Source organism: Acetivibrio cellulolyticus CD2, assembly GCF_000179595.2.
GTDB classification, from domain to species: Bacteria; Bacillota; Clostridia; order Acetivibrionales; family Acetivibrionaceae; genus Acetivibrio; species Acetivibrio cellulolyticus.
Genome location: NZ_JH556659.1, coordinates 501,096 through 520,972, shown reverse-complemented (window position 1 = coordinate 520,972; position 19,877 = coordinate 501,096). Strand labels below are relative to the sequence as shown.

The following is a 19,877-nucleotide window of genomic DNA, read 5'->3' as shown; positions in this document are numbered from 1 at the left end:
TAATTCTGGTAACCCTTCATTATCCTATTCTATATTACACAATTATCAGAATTTTTACAACTAAATACATACCACTGATTTGTAAAAAAAAACACCAATATTACTTCAGGAATTATGTAATTCGCACAAAGTTAAAGCACTAGGTATCCAATTCTCCTTTAAGCCTACAATGGAATACATATAATTTTTTGCATTTAAGATTATAATTGCAAATCTTGTAAACCTTAATTATTTTTGTTAAAATATCGTGGGGGTGTAATTAATGAAAACAAAAAAATCAAACGTGAAAAGCAAGTTAAGCACAACAATTTTAGCAGTACTTTGTATCATTATGTCAATATTTTGCTCAGGTTTAACGGTTTATGCAGATGATACAAAGAGTAACGAAGCTTCTGAATATATTACAGAAGCATATGCAGCTATAAATGAGAAGAATTTTGATCTGGCACTCGAATACTGTAATAAAGCTATCGGAGTTGTTTCCCAACCAATTTTCTACTCTTTGAAGTCCCAAATCTTAATATATCAAGAGAAATATGACGAGGCATTAAATACCCTGGATCAGGCAATAGCTTTATTTCCTCAGTATACTAATGCCTACAGCGAAAAAGCATCTATTTACTCACAACTTGAAAAATACGATGAAGCTGTTAAATGCTATAAACTTGGTATAAAAGACAATCCCAAAGATCTCACGCTTTATACGCAGCTAAGTTATATTCTCTTTGAAACCGGCGATAACACTGAAATTTTAGAATGCCTGGAAAAGTTAATAGAACAGGATCCATATCACGAGGAAGCTTTATACAATCTTGCATGCACATATTCTCTGATAAACAAACCAGATGAAGCACTTTCATGTTTGAAAAAAGCTATTGTGCTATCTCCAAAGAATAAAATATATGCTATTGATGACGACGAATTAAGCAATATTAAAAATACTGGAGCATTTAACGTACTTACCGGCATAGGTGTTTATGTTGATGGAAAGTCTTTGGAGTTTGATGTTCCTCCTTCCTTAGAAGATGGAAGAGTGTTACTTCCCCTAAGAGTTGTATTTGAATCTTTAGGGGCTTCTCTTGAATGGGTAGATTCCACAAAAACTGTAAAAGGTCAGATGGGCAATATATCACTTTCACTTCAGATAGGTTCTAAAACTGCTACCGTAAATGGAAAAGAAGTTAGTCTGGATGTTCCGGGAAAAATAGTAAATGGCAGGACACTTGTTCCAGTTAGATTTGTATCAGAGTCTTTTGGGGCAGGTGTAAAATGGGATAATGATACCAAAACCGTATATGTTACTTCAAAATATGAAGATACAAACAATACAGGCCTTACAAAACAAGCGATTTTTGAAAAATTGAACTCATCCTTAGATATACTTCCGATAGATGGTCTATTTTACCAGCCTTATAAGCTTGACGCCAAGGAAGCAAAGATGCTTTTTGTTGCAAAAACAGAGGATGATTTAAAGCTTTTTAATTCATTGAGCAAAAGTGAAAAAATCGAATATTTAAACAATTTAGTACAATCAAACTATGGTGATGTTATTGGATGTAATCCCATTGAGGCATCTTTTATTTATGATGGCAAAATGTATTACAGACTTAATACAACATATGAAGCCAATATAAATGAGCTGGATTTGGAAACTTACAAGCTTGGAATGATTGTTAATGTTGTAGAACAAGATACCGATAACGTTACATACAGATACTATTATAGCAAATAATCCTTTTGGATGTATTGTAGCCATTGCATATAAGATGTGCAATGGCTATTTTCCTGTTCGCCGCCTCCTCTTTCTTAGCTTCTTTACGCATTGCAATGTTGTCAATCCTCTTTTGAACGTTAACCAAAATTTATATACTCTACGGAGCGTTTATTGAAAATTTTTCTGAGATGGGTATACTAATATTATGGAGGGGATTACTATGGATTGCAGTAAAATGGGAAATTTGATCTGTTCACTACGAAAAGAAAAAGGTATGACACAAAAGCAACTTGCAGATACCATGAACATCAGCGATAAGACTATTAGCAAGTGGGAGCGTGGTCTTGGGTGTCCGGATGTGTCGCTTCTACCCGAATTGTCTGCCCTCCTTGGTGTAAATATTGAAAAAATTCTATCGGGTGATCTAAATCCGAACGATTACGTAGGAGGTAATATGAAAAGGATACAATTTTATGTCTGCGCCGAATGCGGCAATATAATTACCAGTACAGGTGCGGCTTCCATTTCCTGTTGTGGCAGAAAACTTGAAGCATTAGAAGATGCCAAGGCAGATGGCAAGCACACTTTGAATGTTGAACCAGTGGAAGATGAATGGTTTATCTCAACTGAACATGAAATGACAAAAGATCATTACATTTCTTTTGTAGCCTTTGCTACTGGAGATAAAGTATTAATGGCCAAGCAGTATCCCGAATGGCCCATCCAATTACGTTTTCAAAAGTTCGGCCGCGGAAAGCTATACAGCTATTGCACAAAGCACGGTTTACTTTACCAACTTATATAAATGGTAATCTGAGGTGAAATTTCACCTATTAATTTACAAACATGGCTTAGGGGTCAAATCTTTTACTACTTTTCTAAAAGGCCCCAATAGCCTATTCCTGTCTTGCAAATTCCTTAAATAAAAAGAACTGCGAAATAAATGTGCAAAAAAAACCGCCATAAAGACCACTGATCTACTACTTGCGTGATTGATTTGACCACTTTCTAGAAAGATAATACATGCTTCCAGAAAATAAAGCTATGCCGATAATTGCTGTCATAATAGCAACAGGCATTGAACCTTCAACATTTAATACAATAAATCCAAACGTTATAGCAACAATTGTCAAAACAAATATAGGGGCTAAAAACGCAAAAAATACTTTCAGGCTGTTAATTACAATATTCTTTACAGCTTCCTCATCTGCACCATTTGACACCAAAGAAATGTATTCATTTTCCTGCCTCTTAAGTTTTCCTGCTGATAAAAACATTAAAATTATTGTAACAAAGAATATTGCAGTAAAAAAAGCATTAAAATTACTTTTAACATCAATATCGAATACTGCTGCCCCCAATTTTGAATACGCCATAAGTGACGGAACACAAAACCCCATGCACACAACAAAGGTTGGAGTAAGTGCATTTCGTGAAACACCAAAACACATTGCAATTATTATAACAGCTATCACATTCACTGTAATAAATGAGGTCCAAAAATCTCCATAATCAAATGCTGACGTATTCATAAAAAGAACCAAGGATAAAAAATACGATGCCAGCATAAGTATAATTCTCACAGGTAATATCCATTCTTTCATCTCGCAGTCACCACCTGTTTTAAAAGTGCACTGGTAAGGCTTTCCCTTTCAGGATTCCAGTCAATCCATATACATTGGTTTCTTAGCTCTTTTGACATAATATTTACAAATGCTTCAAGCACACCTGCTGCCTGTCTTTCAGTCTCCTTTTTAATTTTCATCTCATAACCGATAATATTTATAATCATTATACTTGGCAAGTTTCCATTTCTCATTGTATACTTAGACATATCCTCAATTGCCTTTTTCAGCGTTTCACAATTGCTTCCGCAAAACCTTGTTACCACTATAAATAAAGGCCTCACACCCGAGAAATGTTCACGGTTAGAATAAACAACCTCATTAAGCCCTGTTATTTTCTTTTTAATTTCTTTCTTCGCCTCGTTATTATCCCTAATCTTCATCAGTTCTCTCAGTATTCTATGATACTGTCTTTTTCCGGCTCCCGCATGAACAGTAAATTTCTTATCGCCAAAGGATATAAGAGACACTATACAGTTTTGCCCTAGATAATGGTCCGCAAGACCGTTTACTGCTTCAATGGAATACTCTATTACATTTTTGGATTTTGTGCCATAGTTCATAGTTGGTGAAGTATCAAGAAAAATATATACTGTTTTCTTTCCTTCCTTTTCAAATTCATTTACAACAGGCTGAATCTTTCCCCTGAAAAGGTTTCTCGAAGTAACCTTCCAGTTAATTGATTTAAAAGGATCACCTGGATAATACATCCTGACCTCTTTAAATTCGTGAGTAGTCATGCCAAGGGTAGATAATGCTCCTTGAGGCATGGGTACTCTGCACTTTGCTGATAACCCTCTTATTTTATGAAGTTCTAATAGTCTTGGGACTATCTTTAAGGATATTTCATTATGGCATTCTCCACTCTCAGAGTAGTCACATACAGGATGCTTAGATCTCCATTTTGTTACATCCAAAGAGTATGTTCCAGATGAAGTGCACCTCATTCTATAGTTGATTTTAGCCTTTTTTGGAGTCAAACCTTTCCACATTACATGAAAGTTATTGCCCTCAACAAGTTCAAAGCTTCCATACAAAATGTCACAAATGATTACCAGACCAAATCCGGACTCAATAGATATGTCAAGACTAATATCTAACACTTCACCTACACGTGCCCTATCCTTAGATATACTTTTTATTACACCGATATCCCCAGGTACATCTATAAAATAGCCGATAGCCATAAGACACAGCGGTATTATAGAAACGGCTATAAGTATGTTATTAGCAAGCAGGAACCCTGTAAGTATCAGGAATAAAAAAGTTGTACCTAATCTGGACACATATCTGGGCATTTAATATAACCCTCCTGCATTTTCCCTGGTAAAACTTTTAGGAACATCAATTTTGCTTATAATGCTCTTTATAACTGCAGTAGGAAGTCGTCCTTCCATGATGTGCTCCACATGAAGAATTATACGGTGCGATAATGCTTCTACCGCTATAAATTTTACATCATCTGGAACTACATAATCCCTGCCTGATATTAAAGCATTGGCACGGGAAAGCTTTAGAAGACCTAAAGCACCTCTTGGACTTGCTCCAAGTCTGACATTAGGATTTGTTCTGGTGCTCCTTACAATTTCAGTTATATACATAAGTATATTATCATCCACAAATACCTTTTCAGCTTCCTGCTGGAGCATTAAAAGCTGTTTCATGGTTACCACAGGACGTATATCATTTGTTGGGTCATCCTTTTTCCATTCAATACGCCTCTTTAAGACCTCACATTCCTTCTCGCTACTATCAAGATAACCTAATGACAGTTTCATTATAAACCTGTCCATCTGAGCTTCAGGAAGCGGATAAGTCCCCTCCATTTCAATGGGGTTCTGGGTAGCCATTACAATAAAAGGCGGTTCAAGAGAATAAGTTGTTCCTTCTATTGAAACCTGTCTTTCTTCCATCGCTTCTAGAAGTGCTGATTGAGTCTTTGGCATCGCCCTGTTTATCTCATCGGCAAGCAGAAAGTTCGTAAATATCGGTCCCTTCTCAAGTTCAAAAGCAGATGAGTTACTTTTCCATATTTTAGTCCCAGATATATCAGAAGGCATCAAGTCAGGTGTAAACTGAATACGCTTCCATTCGCATCCTGTTACCTTTGCGAGCACCTTTACCAGCAGTGTCTTTCCTAGCCCAGGATTATCTTCAAATAGAATATGTCCTCCCGATAAAAAGCCACAAAGAACTTTATTGAGCAATAACCTGTCACCTGAAACAAATACCTTTTCTACCTCATCAATTATAGTCTTGCATAGTGTTTGAACCTGTACTGTATCCATTGTACCCATATACACCCTTTCCAAAAAGCTGTAAATTTGATGTTATTTTTTCAATTACTATTGACCTGTTCTGCCGATTTCTTTCTTCTATGGCTTTATATTGTTCGCTCGTCAGCATACCTGGGATTTCAGGATCGCTATACTCAACAAGTGGAGCAATTATATTACTGACTGCATTAAACGGAATACCTGTCTTATACCCTAAAAAGGTCATATAAGATACAAGTTTGCTTTTTTTCCCATAGTTAACATACTCATCAATATACCTTGATACATTTTCAAGGTCCTTGCTTTTATCAAAGTTCATATTCTGGATGTGCTTGGCCAGCTTCTCCTCAGGAGAGTTTTTCACATTTCCCCACAGCTTTGCCGCAAAAATTATAAATATTAACAACAATATCAGGAATACGAACATCCATTCTCCAAAACCACCCACGACACCCCTCCTCAAATCAGTCAGCGTAAATACCCAGGCACTTATAAATAAAAATTTCAAATGATGTTTACGTTTAAGCCATATAGATATTCTTCTTGACTTTGTAGTATAAAAAAGTTCTACAAGCGTCGCCATCTGTACCAGCGCCAATATTATGAACGAAATCATCACAATATTTGTAAGTGAGGTCCAGAACCTGCTCCCAAAATACTCCTCTTTCAACATTCCGCCAAACATACTCTTTATCGATAAACCCATAAGTATATAAGAAAATGCTCTTATTGCACATCCATCATATATTCCTGTATAAAAGTACTTTGATGCTTTAAAAACAATTATCGAGGTAACCAGCAAGAAAACCCAGACAAGCGCAGTCAGGAATATCATATTTTTATAAGCAAAAGCCAAAAACAAATCTGCAGCCAGACCGTTTGCAAAGTATTGTATAAAGCTTGCAGCAAGGCTAGCCCACCTGCCAACAAAGTAGCTGTTTACATAAGCTTTAACAGAGGCACCGGCAAGTATTGCAATAATAGGAAATATTAAAAAATAGAAGTATTCCCGAAAGTTATATAAAAGGCTTCCGGGTAAAAAGAATACCAAAAACGAGAATACTCCAAACACGATAAGCATCACTGAGTAAAGTGCAAATTTCTTTGCTGATGCTTTTAAAGCCATTGCATTATCCGGATACATCCTATCCTCCCATATAAAATTAATTAAGCCTGATTCATATATTTCTGAATACACATATAAAACAGCTCATAATCATCTCTTGTAATATCATTCAAACTATATACAGCCTTCTCCATTATATCAAAAATCTGTTCTAGTATCATATATTTCAGAGTAGTTAATTCAGCGCTTGTTAGTGAAAGTATCTCTCTTAAAGTCATCTTGTCATTGATAACAATACTTTTGGAAAGACCTTTTAATAGTTTCTTTCCGTTTGCTATGACTTCTTCTCTGTAATCTACTATATTTATATATTTCTTTGCTATCTTACCTGTTCCTGCTGATACAGATATAGAATAAACACCTTTTTTGCAGAATGTTTCTTTGATTTCATCCCAATTTTGTGAACTGTCCTCAAACCTCATAAGCAGTTCTTCATTAACTCCCCATACATCAGGATAACCATCCTTTATCTGCGGAAACAAAATAGAAATCTGCTCATGCGATTCCTTTTTCACTAAAGAGGTTGCAGCAGGAACTGTTACTTTCTGCGAACTTCCATCGAAAGCAAGAACCATATCCATGCTTTCCAGATCCTTTACCCTTCTTCTCCTGAAATTATATATGATGATTGGAGCAACCACCATAATTATCAATGCTGCTAAAGTCAGCCAAATCCTCAACCAGAGGATCTGCCATACATAAATACTGCCATTACTGCTTGAAGGAAAAAAGATATCTGTACCTGTAAAATTCATTTTATAGGGTATATTATAGCTCTTCACGAGGAAAAAATCTTTTTCTGGCGACAGCTTTCCAAGTTTGTTAAGCTCAATTACTGTAGAAAACTTTCCCTCATCACTCGATGTGATGCTTCCCAATTCAGTCCTGCTCTGAAACTCCACATTTAACTCTTGGCCTATTACTCCTTCATTTGAGTAGCTGTCCAAAAGTCTTCCCTCTACTTTAAAGCTGCTGCCTACAACAGAAGCTTTTGTATTTAGCTCTATCGAGGTATCGGTAAAGACTTTCATTTCAGGATCACTTGTAGATGTTCGATATAAATCATTTTCAAGAAGATCTGCTACAACCTGATATTTTCCTGCACCAGTGTTGAATTTCAATTCGCAATTTACCTCAAAATATCCGCCGTGTACATCCGCTTTGACATATGAAAGAGTATTCTCAGATTTCGATTGCTTTACATAAATCAATACTGCCATGTTATCAAGCATTGTTCCTTTTGCATCCTTCACCGTACCTTTTACAGTAAAGCTGGTACCCCTTTTTGCCTCTGCACTGGCATAAGTTATTTCTGTAAAAGTCGCATTAGGCGGTGTAAAAGAAGGATTATAACCAAAAACATCCATTGGTACCCATCCGTATCCTTCAAACTTAATCTCAGGATATATATATGTCTGATCCTTATAAACCACCTGATATGGCAGACTCTGGTTAATCCTATAACCAACAGCCAACCTGCATGGTATGCCTGCCACCTTTAATAAATAAGCATAGGCTGACATAAAGTCTAGGGTATTTCCCTTACCGCCTTTATTCCTGAGGAATGCTACAATACCATCATTTTCACCATAGTTGTTTATAGTTTCATCGCTTAATACATAATTGATATTTAGGTAATCCCCCACAGCCTTTATTACATCATAATCACTAACACAGTTTTCAATTATACTATCAACAACTTTATCAATTTCATCAGGTACAGATATAGTATACGCATATGAGTCATCTGTATTTGCAAATGCAAGCTGCTCAATATTTGCCGGTGCCTCATAATCCATTTCATAAGAATCACTTACAGGCTCATTAGAATAATATGTTTCTGAGTTCTTATACCAATCAACACTTGTACGGTATTTAAAATCAATATTACCCGATAAGACAGGCAAATAACCGTTTGAAGGCACAACAGGTTTAATCTTGACTGAATTGGCACTATAGTTTTCATCCAATTTCTTATCAAAATTGATCTTGACTTCGGACTCCTCTTTTGCTACAGTCCAGTGGTTATTAAAGTAGTTTTCCATTACCATTACCTTTAAGAATGGATAATTGGGGTAACCAAGAACTTCAAACGCAGCAGTGTGAGGCGGTTTCTTATTGGTAATCGCTATAGTACTTCCGGAATCTCCACTACCAAACGGAATATTGGGAATCTCCTGATCTCCGGAAATATCTATATTGGGAACATCTTCAGGTATTTGATATTCTCCTTCACCATTGCTACCGCCTTCAGGGTTTTCCCCATATGAGTATTCCTCTCCGGGAGTTATGTTGCCTTTTCTTTCAGCTCTTCTCTTATCAACCCTATCTTTCCAATCATCAAAATCAGAGCCATAATCTTTTGAGTCAGAGCTCACCTTTGGTGGTTTACTGTTCTCCCCCGAAGAACTTTTGTTGGTATTCTCGCCTCCACCCAGTCCGGTATTGGGTAATTTCAACATATTTATTGCAGTCATAAGGAAAAAAGCTGACAATAATACAACTGAAAGAAACATAGCTAATTTTATTAAGTTGTTTTTTATATTGGAATCTTTTTTATTCATATATAAGTATATATTATATAAGATTTTTCTGTATTTGTATATGCCAGCACAAGGTATATTTTCACAAATTATGAAACTTAAGCGTGTAAAGAAATCACTGAGGTCTCCATTGAATCAACTCGCTGTCATATATCATTTCTAGATTTGGAACAAAAACAAGAAACTTAAATTTCAACCAATAGGTATCACGAAATTTAAGTTTCTTGTTTCAATATTTATTCTAGATGAAAAACTCTAAAACTAAATTATAAGAGGACTACTCTTTCGGTTTTGTATCTTTCACTTCCTGATCCTTAACCGGCAACTTGCTTCCGGCTGTACTTAGAATCAACTCTTTGATCTCTTTAACTCTTGTATTCTCTTCTTTCTCACCAGATCCATCTCCCAAGCTAAGTTTTTCATTAACTACGAGACCTAAAAGAAGTTCAAAGGCATTTGTTATATTACCACCCTCACTTGAACCCATGTTGATAACAGTTTTAGGAACCAGGTCAACACCGGATTTTTCAATAGCTGCCGTAAACCTGTTCATAATATCCTGTACAAGCTGGTATCTTGAACCGCCATACGCTCTTACCTGTTCTTCAATTGCCATCGCCTTACCTATACCAACCTTTGCCTCTCTTTCAGCTTCTGCCTCTGCTATAGCTTTAATTTTAGCTGCTTCACCTTGAGATATACTCTTAATTTTGCTTGCTTCTGCATCTGCTATGGCTTTTATCTTTGATGCCTCCTGCAATGATCTCTGGTATTCAGCTTTACCCTGGTTAGCCTGAATCTGTATATTAATATCGGATTCCGTTAAGAGTCTTTGTTGAGCCGCTTTTGCTTCGGATTCTTTGAGTTCTCTTTCCTTGTCGGCAGCCTTTTGTTGCTGTGAATACGTTTCAACCTGTTCTAATGCAACCTGCCTATCCCTTAGCTGAGTTAGTATCTGCTCTATCTTGTTATCATTTGCAGATGATGAAGGTGTACCTATAAGAACCTCTTCAAGTTCCAAGCTGTAATGATTGAATTTTAATTTCATCTCATTTGATGAAGTTTCCTGTATTTCATTTCTATCCTGAATAATCTGTATAAGTGTCTTAGTCTGACCAATATTTTTAAAGTATGCCGATACCATTGGGTCCAATGTCTGATCAACCAGCATTTTTATATCTCCAAACCTCTGTATAACCAACGGAGCCTTTTTATAGTCAATGTGCATTACGACTGATAGCGGAAGTGACGGTTCAAAAGCATCCTTTGTTATAAGACTTACTTCTTTCAAATTCTCGTCATATCTGTGATTACCAGTTTGGTTACTTATCCATTTCAAAATAATGTTTGTTGTAGGTATCCTCACAATCTTTCCTGCATAAGTATTGAAAGCATACTTACCTGGCATTAGAGGCTCTCTCCATACACCTCTGTACCCATTTTCAACAAGTTCCCCGTGCTTATACTCTTCACCTGAATAATCTGAACCTTTAGGACCTATATATGATATTACTACTCCTACAAATCCTACTTCAATAATAGTCTTATTAATAAACTCAACTGTTGCAAACAATCTGTTTATGAAGTATGTTCCATCAACAAGTACCTGATGCTGTCTACCTCTGAAGCCACCTGCCTTCAGAAACTTCTCAGGGTCCTGGAAGTTGTTATGATATATCTCGCTGTTGGCAGAGTTATCACCTACAGTTGGTGCTATAATATCATCCTTATTAAGTGAAGGTCCGTCATGTATAGTAACTATCCCAATCATGTCATCAGATCCACTGATAACTATAGGTCTAAACCCGGCTCTTTCCCTCAATGTCTCTGTCATTCTGTTTATTGTCTCATGTTCACCTGCTGTTCCCATCGGGAGGTAATAAACTTTTTCCTCAGTTATTACCATAAACTGTGCCAGATTAAAAGCGTAGGTACCTTCACGGATTATCCCTCTCTGTGGACCTCTCTGTCCACCATTTACAATGAAGTCACGTGTACTTTGAAAGTTATTGCTATCAGGTACAATACAGCCTAGAGTCTGAGTAGGTTCAAGAGGTTTTCCATCTCTTGCAAACACATATCCAATCTGCCCCTGTGGTATTGTTACAAGTGGTACTATGTGTACCTTGTACTGTAGAGGCGTTCTAAAGTGAATACCTCCTCTTAATACCTCAGGCTGATAACCAGCTTCACCATTTAAAGCTATAATTTGTTCATTCAAAGAGCCTTTAGTAGACCACCATTTTTCTACTATACCGATTTTGTTGTTTGGAATTATTCTAAGGCCTATGATTTTCCAGACTAAGAATAAAACCAGTATAATTGAAACTATCAGTACCGGTACAAAAATCGAACCTAAATCGACTAACATATAAATTTGCCCCCTTTATTATTTATTGAGTTTTACTCGTTGTTAATTAATTAACACGATTATACATCCGCAAATCTGCATTTTAAAGTGTCACACTCTACGTTTTATCGTCCCATAATCAATATTCGCCTCTTTAAAATAATATACATACTTCAATCATATGTTTTCTCAAAATCTCTCATGTTTTCATATCCAAAATAATTTAATCAAAAAGTTATATAAGTATAAACCTCAAATACTTGATAAGCAAATACTTACAAAAAAACTGCTATTTTAGTGCTAAGCCACCTTAATAGCAGTGTATTTTCTATATAGTTCAATTCTCTTTCAAATAGAAGTCTACAAGTTCATGGTATTCATAAAGTTCCGCCTTTCCCTTGTCCGTCAAGGCATACACTCCTCTCGCCACCCTGTCAAACCATCCGTAGTGATTATCCTGCAATATCTTTGATGTTTTATCCTTATCCGCACCTAGCTTTTTAAGGCTTTTAGGACTTAAATCTCCATACTTGCTAATCAGAGCACCAATGTGTATTGCCTCCTCTCTGTAGGCAGTTACAAGCTTTTTGCCTGTGCACCCCCCAGTATTGTAATCACCATGCCTTTTTGAAAATTCATTGAGAACATCTCTTTTTTTTCTGTTTGACCTTTTTATGCTGACATTCCGGTTAAATGGCTGAGGAGTAATAACCTCTTCAACAAAGGCTATATCACCTTTAAAGGATACCAGAAACAGTCCTAGTTCAAGCCTTCTTAAGAGGTAACATATATTCTTCCACCTCTTAGTAAACATCAATTTGCCTTTTTTGGGAACAGCTATATAAACCCTGTCTGTTAACCTCTGCCTAATTGCAGCTTGAAGAATGACATCAAGGTTTAGGGTTTTCTTCATTTCCACAACCAGCATCTCATCATATTTTACAGCCATAACATCACAGTGCTTAACTTCACCTTTTACTGTATAGCCTTCTCCTGTAAGATAATCTCTTATTGGAGCATATAAATCTTCTTCGTATAACGTGCCTTTCTTCTTCTCTTTCATTTCGTCCTCTTCTTTTTTCATAAGTATAGTTATAAAGTACCACCAAATAAATTTCCGGTCAATAAACTATATTTAGCGAATCTTCTAACTTATAGGCACCGCTATACAAAATACAGTCCCCTGCTTTTCTTTAGATTCAAACCAAATTTCTCCTCCAAATTTCCCTATGATAGTTGAGTAGGATAACAAAAGACTCAACCCTGTTCCATTTTTACCCTTGGTAGTCACCATAAACTTAAATATGCGTGACTTAATATCCTCTGATATTCCTTCACCATAATCCTTAACCATTATAATTATCATATTTTCGTTTTTCCTAATATATAACTCAACCCTGCACTCATTAAGTTCTTTACTTTCATATGATTGGATTGCATTTTTTATTAAATTATCCAGTACCTGAATCATATTTGATATATCTCCTGCAATTGTAGTGCTTTTATCTGCATCTACAAACAACTCAAGATTGGACTTCTTAATAGTAATATCACTGTTTTTCAGGAATTTAATCCTATTTACCAGTTCATCTATTGTAAAATCATTAATTGAATGAGCATTTAGCTGAACTGCCTGAGCTTTAACAGTCGATATAACTTGAGACATGTAAGCATTGTATTCTATTAACTTCTTAACCCATTCTGTCATATCATCACAAATTTCATAGTGGTCCTCATTGGTTACCGATGTATCTCCTATCGATCCCCTGTATTCATTAATCAAATCTTCCAAAGCAGCAGATACACCTGCAATCGACATAATCGGAGACATAAGGTTATGAGAAATGCCCCCAATAAGTTGTCCTAGCGATGCCAGTCTTTCAGTTTCTCTCAAGCTCTCTTCAATTCGCTCTCTTTCAAGAAGCATAAGAGCACCTTTTAGTGCATTGCTTATCTGTCCTCGCAACAATTCAAAAGTTATTACATCATCATCGGTCACTTCAAAACATACAAAACCGAAATGTTCATTTCTGAAAAATAAAGGCTTGACAAGATAAACAAATCTTCTATCCCTTGGAATAAAAGAATCCGGAACAATTTCCGTAGTCTTTATAATCCTATTGTTGTCATTTATATCACTGCGTTTACCATTGCAGTATGCATAGATCAACTCTGATCTATGCGGCACCTTAAAAGATTCATCAAAAGCCATTTCTTCATCATAGAAAATAGGACCTTCAACATATTTTAAAACAAAACAGCTTTTTACATAACATTGTTTCAGTACAGGTGTAAGTTTACTAAAAAGTTCATCAATCAAATAAGTCTGTATATTTTCATGTATTCTAAAATTTTGTTTATACTTTATTGAATTGTTAGCGTTCAAGTCGTTACCATCTTTGCTATAACTACAACCGCAAGATTCCCTCTTTACTAAAACAGAAGGAAATATAATCACTTCTTCTTTGCATTCATTGGATGTATTGTTTATTAATAGCTCAACAGCTTTATAACACATTTCCTTAAGTGGCTGTCTTACAGTAGTGAGAGCCGGGGATGATTTACCCGCATATAAAGAGTCGTCAAATCCACATATAACCGGCTTCTTATTTAAATCACATTTTTCCATACCTTCTATGTTTTTCAATCTCTTTAAAGCACCTAAAGCCATATCATCATTTGCAAATACAATAGCATCATACTCCATATTCGAAAGAATAATTTCTTCCATAATCTTAAAACCCGTATTAGTTACAAAATCACCATGGAATATAAGCTTCTCATCAAATCCTATATTCTTTTCCTCAAGGATCTCCTTATATGCTTCAAAACGTTCAACTGAATCTATATTGCCATCAGGTCCTGTCGCAAATATAATCTTTTTATATCCATGGTCATCAGTCAAATGCCTGACAAGACTTTTCATCCCTTCCTTATTATCAAAAATAAGACTTATTGCATTAGGTATTACGATACCAATGGATATTATCGGAATACCAGCATACTTTTTGCAAAATTTCATGAACTCATCTTGTGTTATGTAGTTAGCTAATGCACCACTTATAATAATAAGTCCATCTATTCTTTCCTTATCAATAAAGTTATAAATTATATGATGCTGTTTATCCGCATATATATCTCTCCTCAATGACCTTCCTTCGAAAACCATTAAGTTACAGTCCAATTCCTCAGCCGTACGCTTTAACAATAACCACAGGATTGTTTGATAACTTCCATCTAAATCATTAATAAGCAGACCTAGTGTCTTGCGTTTTTTCATTATATCACCCCTAAAGTTAATTTAGAAGCATCAAATACTCCTTATCTTAGGCGGCTCTATAGCTAAAATCAAAACAAAGTTCTAACTTACAGGAATTGCAATATAAAATATTGTCCCTTGATTTTCGTCAGATTCAAACCAAATATCGCCTCCAAATTTACCTTTAATTGTTGAATATGATAGCAGGAGGCTCAGACCTGTTCCATTCTTACCTTTTGTGGTTACCATATATTTAAACAAGCGGAAACCGATTTCCTCAGGTATACCTTTCCCATAATCCTTTACCATGATTATTATCATATTTTCACTTTTCCGAATATACAACTCAACCCTGCACTCACGAAGTTCTTTATTTTCATATGCTTGGATTGCGTTCTTTATTAAGTTATCAATTATCTGTACTATGTTGGATATATCTCCATTGATTACTATACTTTTATCCGCCTCTATAAACAATTTAAGATCAGCCTTTTTGATTGTAATATCGCTATTTTTCAAGAAATTAATCCTGTTCCCCAGTTCGTCTACTGTAAAATCGTTATTTGATTGGGAGTTCAATTGAACAGCTTGTGCTTTAACAGTTGATATGACATTGGACATATAAGCGTTGTAGTCTTTTAACTTTTTGACCCAGCCTTCCATTTCAGCCTTAATTTCATAGTGATCTTCAATGGTTACTGATGAATCTCCTATAGAATCCCCATATTCATTAATCAAATCTTCCAACGCAGTACTCACACCTGCAATTGACATAATGGGAGTCATAAGGTTATGAGAGATGCCGCCTATAAGCTGTCCTAATGATGCCAACCTTTCATTTTCCCTCAAGCTCTCTTCCATTCTTTCCCTTTCCAGCAGCATAAGTGCACCTTTAAGTGTATTGCTTATCTGTCCCCTTATCGTTTCAAACATAACTACATCACTATCAATTACTTCAAAACATATGAAGCCGAAATGTTCATTTATAAAAAACAAAGGTTCTACAAAGAATATAAATCTACTGTCATTTGGTATTAAGTCATCAGAAAGAATTCGGGTAGTCTTTATAAACCTATTACTCTCATCGACGGGCTTGCGCTCACCCTTGTAATATGCATAAAGCATTTCCGAATTCAATGGCACAGTAAAAGATTCATCAAAAACCATTTCCCCATCATAAAAAATTGGGCCTTCAACGTATTTGAAAACAAAACAGCTTTCAACATAACAATATTTTAAGGTAGAAGTAAGTTTATCAAAAAGTTCGCCCATCATGTAAGTTTGTATATTTTCATGTATTCTGAAATTCGACACCAACCTTACAGAATTGTCAGCTGCTGCCTTCTCCGTATTCTTATAGTTACAGCCACAAGATTCCCTCTTTACCAAAACAGAAGGAAAAACAATTATTTCCTCTTTATTCTCGCTGAATGTACCATTAACTAATATTTCAACTGCTTTATAGCACATCTCTTTAAAGGGTTGCCTTACTGTTGTAAGAGGGGGATCTACCTTGCTTGAGTTTAAAGAGTCATCAAACCCACAAATTATGCACTTTTTATTTAAAACATATCGCCCTGTTTCCTCCATTTTTTTTATGCATTTTATAGCACCTAAAGCCATATCGTCATTTGCAAATATTATTGCATCGTACTCCACATTGGATAGAATAATTTCTTCCATTAACGTATAACCTATATGGGGCGAAAAATCACCATTATATACAAGCGTCTTATCGAAACTTATATCTTTTTCCTCAAGAACCTCTTTATATGCTTCAAACCTTTCTATTGAGTCTAAATTGTTATCAGGTCCAGTTACAAAAATGATTTTTTTATATCTATGGTCCTCAACCAAGTGCCTGACCAGACTTCTCATGCCTTCCTTATTATCAGAAATTAAATTTATTGCATTTTGTAACACAATGCCCAAAGATACTATTGGAATATTTCTGTACTTTTTGCAGAATTGTTTGAATTCTTCATCCGTTATATAGTTTGCTATTGCACCACCCGCTATGATAAGTCCGTCTATTCGTTCTTTATCAACAAAGTTATAAATTATGTGATGTTGTCTATCAGCATAGTTATCGGTCCTCAAAGTCCTTCCTTCCAATACTATCAAGTTGCAGTCCAACTCCTCGGCAGCCTGTTTTATCAATATCCACAAATACATTTGATAACTAGCATCTATCTCATTAATAAGAAGCCCTAATGTCTTGCGCTTTTTCATTAAATCACCCCAAAAAGTTAATAAACTCCCTGTAAGTCTTCAAGATATTAAGTTGAAAGTAAAGAATAAACACATTTCTTGATATTAAAATGAATTGCCAAAATGAGATTCACAACCTGACCCTTTATCAATAATACAAAGACAAAATCAGGTCAAACAAAGCTAGACCGTGAAATTATAACCGAAGTTGCATTTTTAGTACTACTTAATAATTATACCATAATACACATAACATAGAAATAACAAGTTTTGTTTAGTTTCTGATAAAATGTCACACAAAACCACCCTACGACCTTCTGCCACTCTGAAGCATAAAACCGAAGATACACCCAAAAATACCGCCAGCTATATGTGTAAGCTGTGAAATATTATCTTTCTGAAATATGGCATCGGCAAACTCCATTCCAAGGTATACAACAACCACCAATATAAGGGTTATTGGAATTCGTCCCTTCTGGATATTAGCAAATGACCCCAGCAAAATAAACATAAATACAATCCCACTTGCCCCTAGCAGCCCTGTGTCAAATAACAAAATATTCAACAGGCCTGTTACAAGTGCTGTTGTTGCAATCATTATAAATAAGTTTTTTGAACCGTATTTTTCCTCAAGCATTGGTCCAATTATAAGTATGATAAGGAAATTGCTCAGGTAGTGATTCCAGTCCGCATGTCCCAATACATGCCCAAACAGTCTGAAATAAAAGAAAACATCGGTAAGACTTCCTCTATATACTGAAAAAAGCAAGCGTGTAGAAGCAAAATTTGTTGCTTCACCAATAATTAAAACTATAAAGGATAAAATTGTATAAGTCAGTATAACCGGGGCATTATAATGAAAACGTTTAAGCATGACAAACCTCCACACATTCCATAAATAAATTTCGTCTTATTCTCCAAATCTCATAAGCTGTTCTTTATAGAAAGTCCACTCAGGGGTTTCAAGTACTTCACCAAAATCGGTACTGTACCACGGGCTTATTCCCGGGTCATTATAGTTTTTCAAAACATGAATGTCCTGAGCAGGCATATAGCCTTGTGCTATCATGAACAGCTTCTCTCCGGTAGTTTTGTTTACCGCCATATCTACAACGATTACACAATGTCCAGGTGATGCCCCTTTTATAAATACATCTCCTATCTCCATTTCTCCAACATTCACCTTATTCATTTCCTTTTCAAGTGATAGTGTACCCGCATATGAAAAAACCATATCCATATACTGCCTGAAAACCTTATATTCTTCAGAATAATTAGTTTTCTTCACCCAAGAAGTATCATTACCTTTAACTGCAATTCTGCTTCCATTCATCCATTTTGAATAATCGGCTTTAAAACCATTTGTAAAGTTAAAATGTATCTTTTCATAGAGCCTTTTACCATACAGGTACTCTGCTCTAAGCCGCATTACAGCATCAGCACATTGCTGAAGGTCTCTTTCTCCAACATCTATATCTATTACTGCCTCATATACATCTCTTCCCTTTTTCCTGCCATCAAAGTACTGAACGACAGCGCCATGAGGTTTTAAAGTCAGGTTTCTTAAATACTCTGCAAAAGAGCCCTCTGCAACCTGTATGCGTTCAAAACCCTCAGGTACCTTAAATCTATCCTGTATAGTAGAACCCTCAGTTCTAATAATACTCTCAATAACAGGTTCTTCAACAGTATCTTGCGGCTTACCCTCTAACTTATCGGCTTTATCAGATTTCTTAGTATAATCATTACCATCAGTATGAGAGGTCTTTGATATTCTCAGTTCAACGTAGAGAGGACGGTGGTCCGATCCAAGGTTAGGTCCCATTTCACGCTTTAGCACTTTTATATCCTTTGAGACAAGGCAGTGATCTAAGGGCACCGATAATATTGGTATTGTCGTTGGCCATGAAAACTGAATACCATGCCCCTGCCTGGAGTCATACAGGTTCATACCTTTAACTAAATTCTTAAAGCCATATGACCATGACGTGGTATTCAAATCTCCAAACAAAACCATACTCTTACTGAAACTATTCCTATTTTCAATAAGTGATTCAAACTGTTTGTTTCTTGAATTAAAGCTTATCTTATCCGAAGGAGTAAGCGGATGTGTTCCAAGTATAGACACCTCATTATCTCCAACATTAAACTCCGCAACAGCACTAGGAAGACCATCGTCACCAAAATACTCTATCCTTGCATTTTGTAGTTCTATCTTGCTGTATAGAGCTATTCCGAAATTATCATCCCTGGTCTCTACAACGCTATATTTATACTTTTCAAATAATTTCAGTTTATCAATCCAACTTTTGTTAACCTCGTTCAATACAACAATATCAGGATCCTTCTTATCTATATATTCTATAGCATTTTTATACTCTCCGTTACTGGTGAGAACGTTAAAATGAACAATTTTCAAATCACGTGAATTGTCTGGCTGTAAAGTATCCAAACTTCCGTAAGGAACATATATAGGTACTATCTGTATTAAGTTTATAACACACAGTATCAAAGAAACCAAAAATACCTTCCACTTCTTCTGCAGTATACATAATAGGGTTATAACAAAGAAAAACACAAAATATTGAAAACGAAAGTGAGAAAATATGTCAAAGTACCATGTATATCTGCTAAAAAAGCCCCCAATAGTAAATACACTTGAAAAAAGCAAAATAACTTCTAAAATACCAGTAACAGATATCTTCTTGTTAAATAGGAATCTCTTTAGTTTTGATGGGAAAGATTCTTTCATTTTCTCCATACTAAAAACCCC

General features: G+C 35.6%; 13 protein-coding genes. 2 read left to right on the top strand and 11 right to left on the bottom strand.

The window, feature by feature from the left end; all coding sequences use genetic code 11:
* The first annotated feature begins 262 nt into the window (after window positions 1-262).
* Together ACECE_RS30405 and ACECE_RS0222325 are read left to right on the top strand one after the other, a co-directional pair.
* Entirely contained in the window at window positions 263-1,732 is a 1,470-nt protein-coding gene (locus ACECE_RS30405; protein WP_010251259.1) for a stalk domain-containing protein, read from the top strand.
* A 202-nt stretch (window positions 1,733-1,934) separates the two neighbouring features.
* Window positions 1,935-2,519, top strand: a complete 585-nt coding sequence (locus ACECE_RS0222325) for a helix-turn-helix domain-containing protein (protein ID WP_010251257.1) — start codon at window positions 1,935-1,937, stop codon at window positions 2,517-2,519.
* Window positions 2,520-2,694: 175 nt separating this feature from the next.
* Here the strand turns inward: ACECE_RS0222325 and ACECE_RS0222320 are convergent, their stop codons facing one another.
* The 11 genes from ACECE_RS0222320 to ACECE_RS30400 form a co-directional block, all read right to left on the bottom strand.
* Window positions 2,695-3,318, bottom strand: a complete 624-nt coding sequence (locus ACECE_RS0222320; RefSeq protein WP_010251255.1) for a hypothetical protein — start codon at window positions 3,316-3,318, stop codon at window positions 2,695-2,697.
* Window positions 3,315-4,637 carry a DUF58 domain-containing protein gene (locus ACECE_RS0222315; protein ID WP_010251253.1) on the bottom strand — a complete coding sequence of 441 codons (1,323 nt, stop codon included), beginning with the start codon at window positions 4,635-4,637 and terminating at the stop codon, window positions 3,315-3,317. Before ACECE_RS0222315 ends, ACECE_RS0222320 begins: the two co-directional genes overlap by 4 nt.
* Window positions 4,638-5,627: an AAA family ATPase gene (locus tag ACECE_RS0222310; protein WP_010251251.1), complete on the bottom strand. Its 990-nt coding sequence runs from the start codon at window positions 5,625-5,627 to the stop codon at window positions 4,638-4,640. It lies immediately after the preceding gene.
* Entirely contained in the window at window positions 5,584-6,759 is a 1,176-nt protein-coding gene (locus ACECE_RS0222305) for a hypothetical protein (RefSeq protein ID WP_010251250.1), read from the bottom strand. Before ACECE_RS0222305 ends, ACECE_RS0222310 begins: the two co-directional genes overlap by 44 nt.
* A gap of 23 nt (window positions 6,760-6,782) precedes the next feature.
* Entirely contained in the window at window positions 6,783-9,305 is a 2,523-nt protein-coding gene (locus tag ACECE_RS0222300; RefSeq protein WP_010251248.1) for a transglutaminase domain-containing protein, read from the bottom strand.
* Window positions 9,306-9,561: 256 nt separating this feature from the next.
* Entirely contained in the window at window positions 9,562-11,655 is a 2,094-nt protein-coding gene (locus ACECE_RS0222295) for an SPFH domain-containing protein (RefSeq protein ID WP_010251246.1), read from the bottom strand.
* 316 nt (window positions 11,656-11,971) lie between these two features.
* Window positions 11,972-12,718 carry a DUF2161 family putative PD-(D/E)XK-type phosphodiesterase gene (locus tag ACECE_RS0222290; protein ID WP_010251244.1) on the bottom strand — a complete coding sequence of 249 codons (747 nt, stop codon included), beginning with the start codon at window positions 12,716-12,718 and terminating at the stop codon, window positions 11,972-11,974.
* 63 nt (window positions 12,719-12,781) lie between these two features.
* On the bottom strand, window positions 12,782-14,914 hold the full coding sequence (locus tag ACECE_RS0222285) for an ATP-binding protein (RefSeq protein WP_010251242.1): 2,133 nt from the start codon (window positions 14,912-14,914) through the stop codon (window positions 12,782-12,784).
* A gap of 81 nt (window positions 14,915-14,995) precedes the next feature.
* Window positions 14,996-17,125, bottom strand: a complete 2,130-nt coding sequence (locus tag ACECE_RS0222280) for a substrate-binding domain-containing protein (protein ID WP_010251240.1) — start codon at window positions 17,123-17,125, stop codon at window positions 14,996-14,998.
* 286 nt (window positions 17,126-17,411) lie between these two features.
* The gene (locus tag ACECE_RS0222275) at window positions 17,412-17,978 is read right to left on the bottom strand and encodes a rhomboid family intramembrane serine protease (RefSeq protein ID WP_010251238.1); all 567 of its coding nucleotides are present in this window, start codon (window positions 17,976-17,978) and stop codon (window positions 17,412-17,414) included.
* A 36-nt stretch (window positions 17,979-18,014) separates the two neighbouring features.
* Window positions 18,015-19,865, bottom strand: a complete 1,851-nt coding sequence (locus tag ACECE_RS30400; protein ID WP_010251236.1) for a DUF4846 domain-containing protein — start codon at window positions 19,863-19,865, stop codon at window positions 18,015-18,017.
* Window positions 19,866-19,877 lie beyond the last annotated feature (12 nt).

Excerpts from the sequence above, each read along its gene's own strand:
- ACECE_RS0222290 (WP_010251244.1), bottom strand. The coding sequence starts at position 12,718 with ATGAAAAAAGAAGAGGACGAAATGAAAGAGAAGAAGAAAGGCACGTTA.
- ACECE_RS0222295 (WP_010251246.1), bottom strand. The coding sequence starts at position 11,655 with ATGTTAGTCGATTTAGGTTCGATTTTTGTACCGGTACTGATAGTTTCA.
- ACECE_RS0222305 (WP_010251250.1), bottom strand. The coding sequence starts at position 6,759 with ATGTATCCGGATAATGCAATGGCTTTAAAAGCATCAGCAAAGAAATTT.
- ACECE_RS0222325 (WP_010251257.1), top strand. The coding sequence starts at position 1,935 with ATGGATTGCAGTAAAATGGGAAATTTGATCTGTTCACTACGAAAAGAA.
- ACECE_RS0222320 (WP_010251255.1), bottom strand. The coding sequence starts at position 3,318 with ATGAAAGAATGGATATTACCTGTGAGAATTATACTTATGCTGGCATCG.
- ACECE_RS0222280 (WP_010251240.1), bottom strand. The coding sequence starts at position 17,125 with ATGAAAAAGCGCAAGACATTAGGGCTTCTTATTAATGAGATAGATGCT.
- ACECE_RS30400 (WP_010251236.1), bottom strand. The coding sequence starts at position 19,865 with ATGGAGAAAATGAAAGAATCTTTCCCATCAAAACTAAAGAGATTCCTA.
- ACECE_RS0222275 (WP_010251238.1), bottom strand. The coding sequence starts at position 17,978 with ATGCTTAAACGTTTTCATTATAATGCCCCGGTTATACTGACTTATACA.
- ACECE_RS0222310 (WP_010251251.1), bottom strand. The coding sequence starts at position 5,627 with ATGGATACAGTACAGGTTCAAACACTATGCAAGACTATAATTGATGAG.
- ACECE_RS0222300 (WP_010251248.1), bottom strand. The coding sequence starts at position 9,305 with ATGAATAAAAAAGATTCCAATATAAAAAACAACTTAATAAAATTAGCT.
- ACECE_RS0222285 (WP_010251242.1), bottom strand. The coding sequence starts at position 14,914 with ATGAAAAAACGCAAGACACTAGGTCTGCTTATTAATGATTTAGATGGA.
- ACECE_RS0222315 (WP_010251253.1), bottom strand. The coding sequence starts at position 4,637 with ATGCCCAGATATGTGTCCAGATTAGGTACAACTTTTTTATTCCTGATA.
- ACECE_RS30405 (WP_010251259.1), top strand. The coding sequence starts at position 263 with ATGAAAACAAAAAAATCAAACGTGAAAAGCAAGTTAAGCACAACAATT.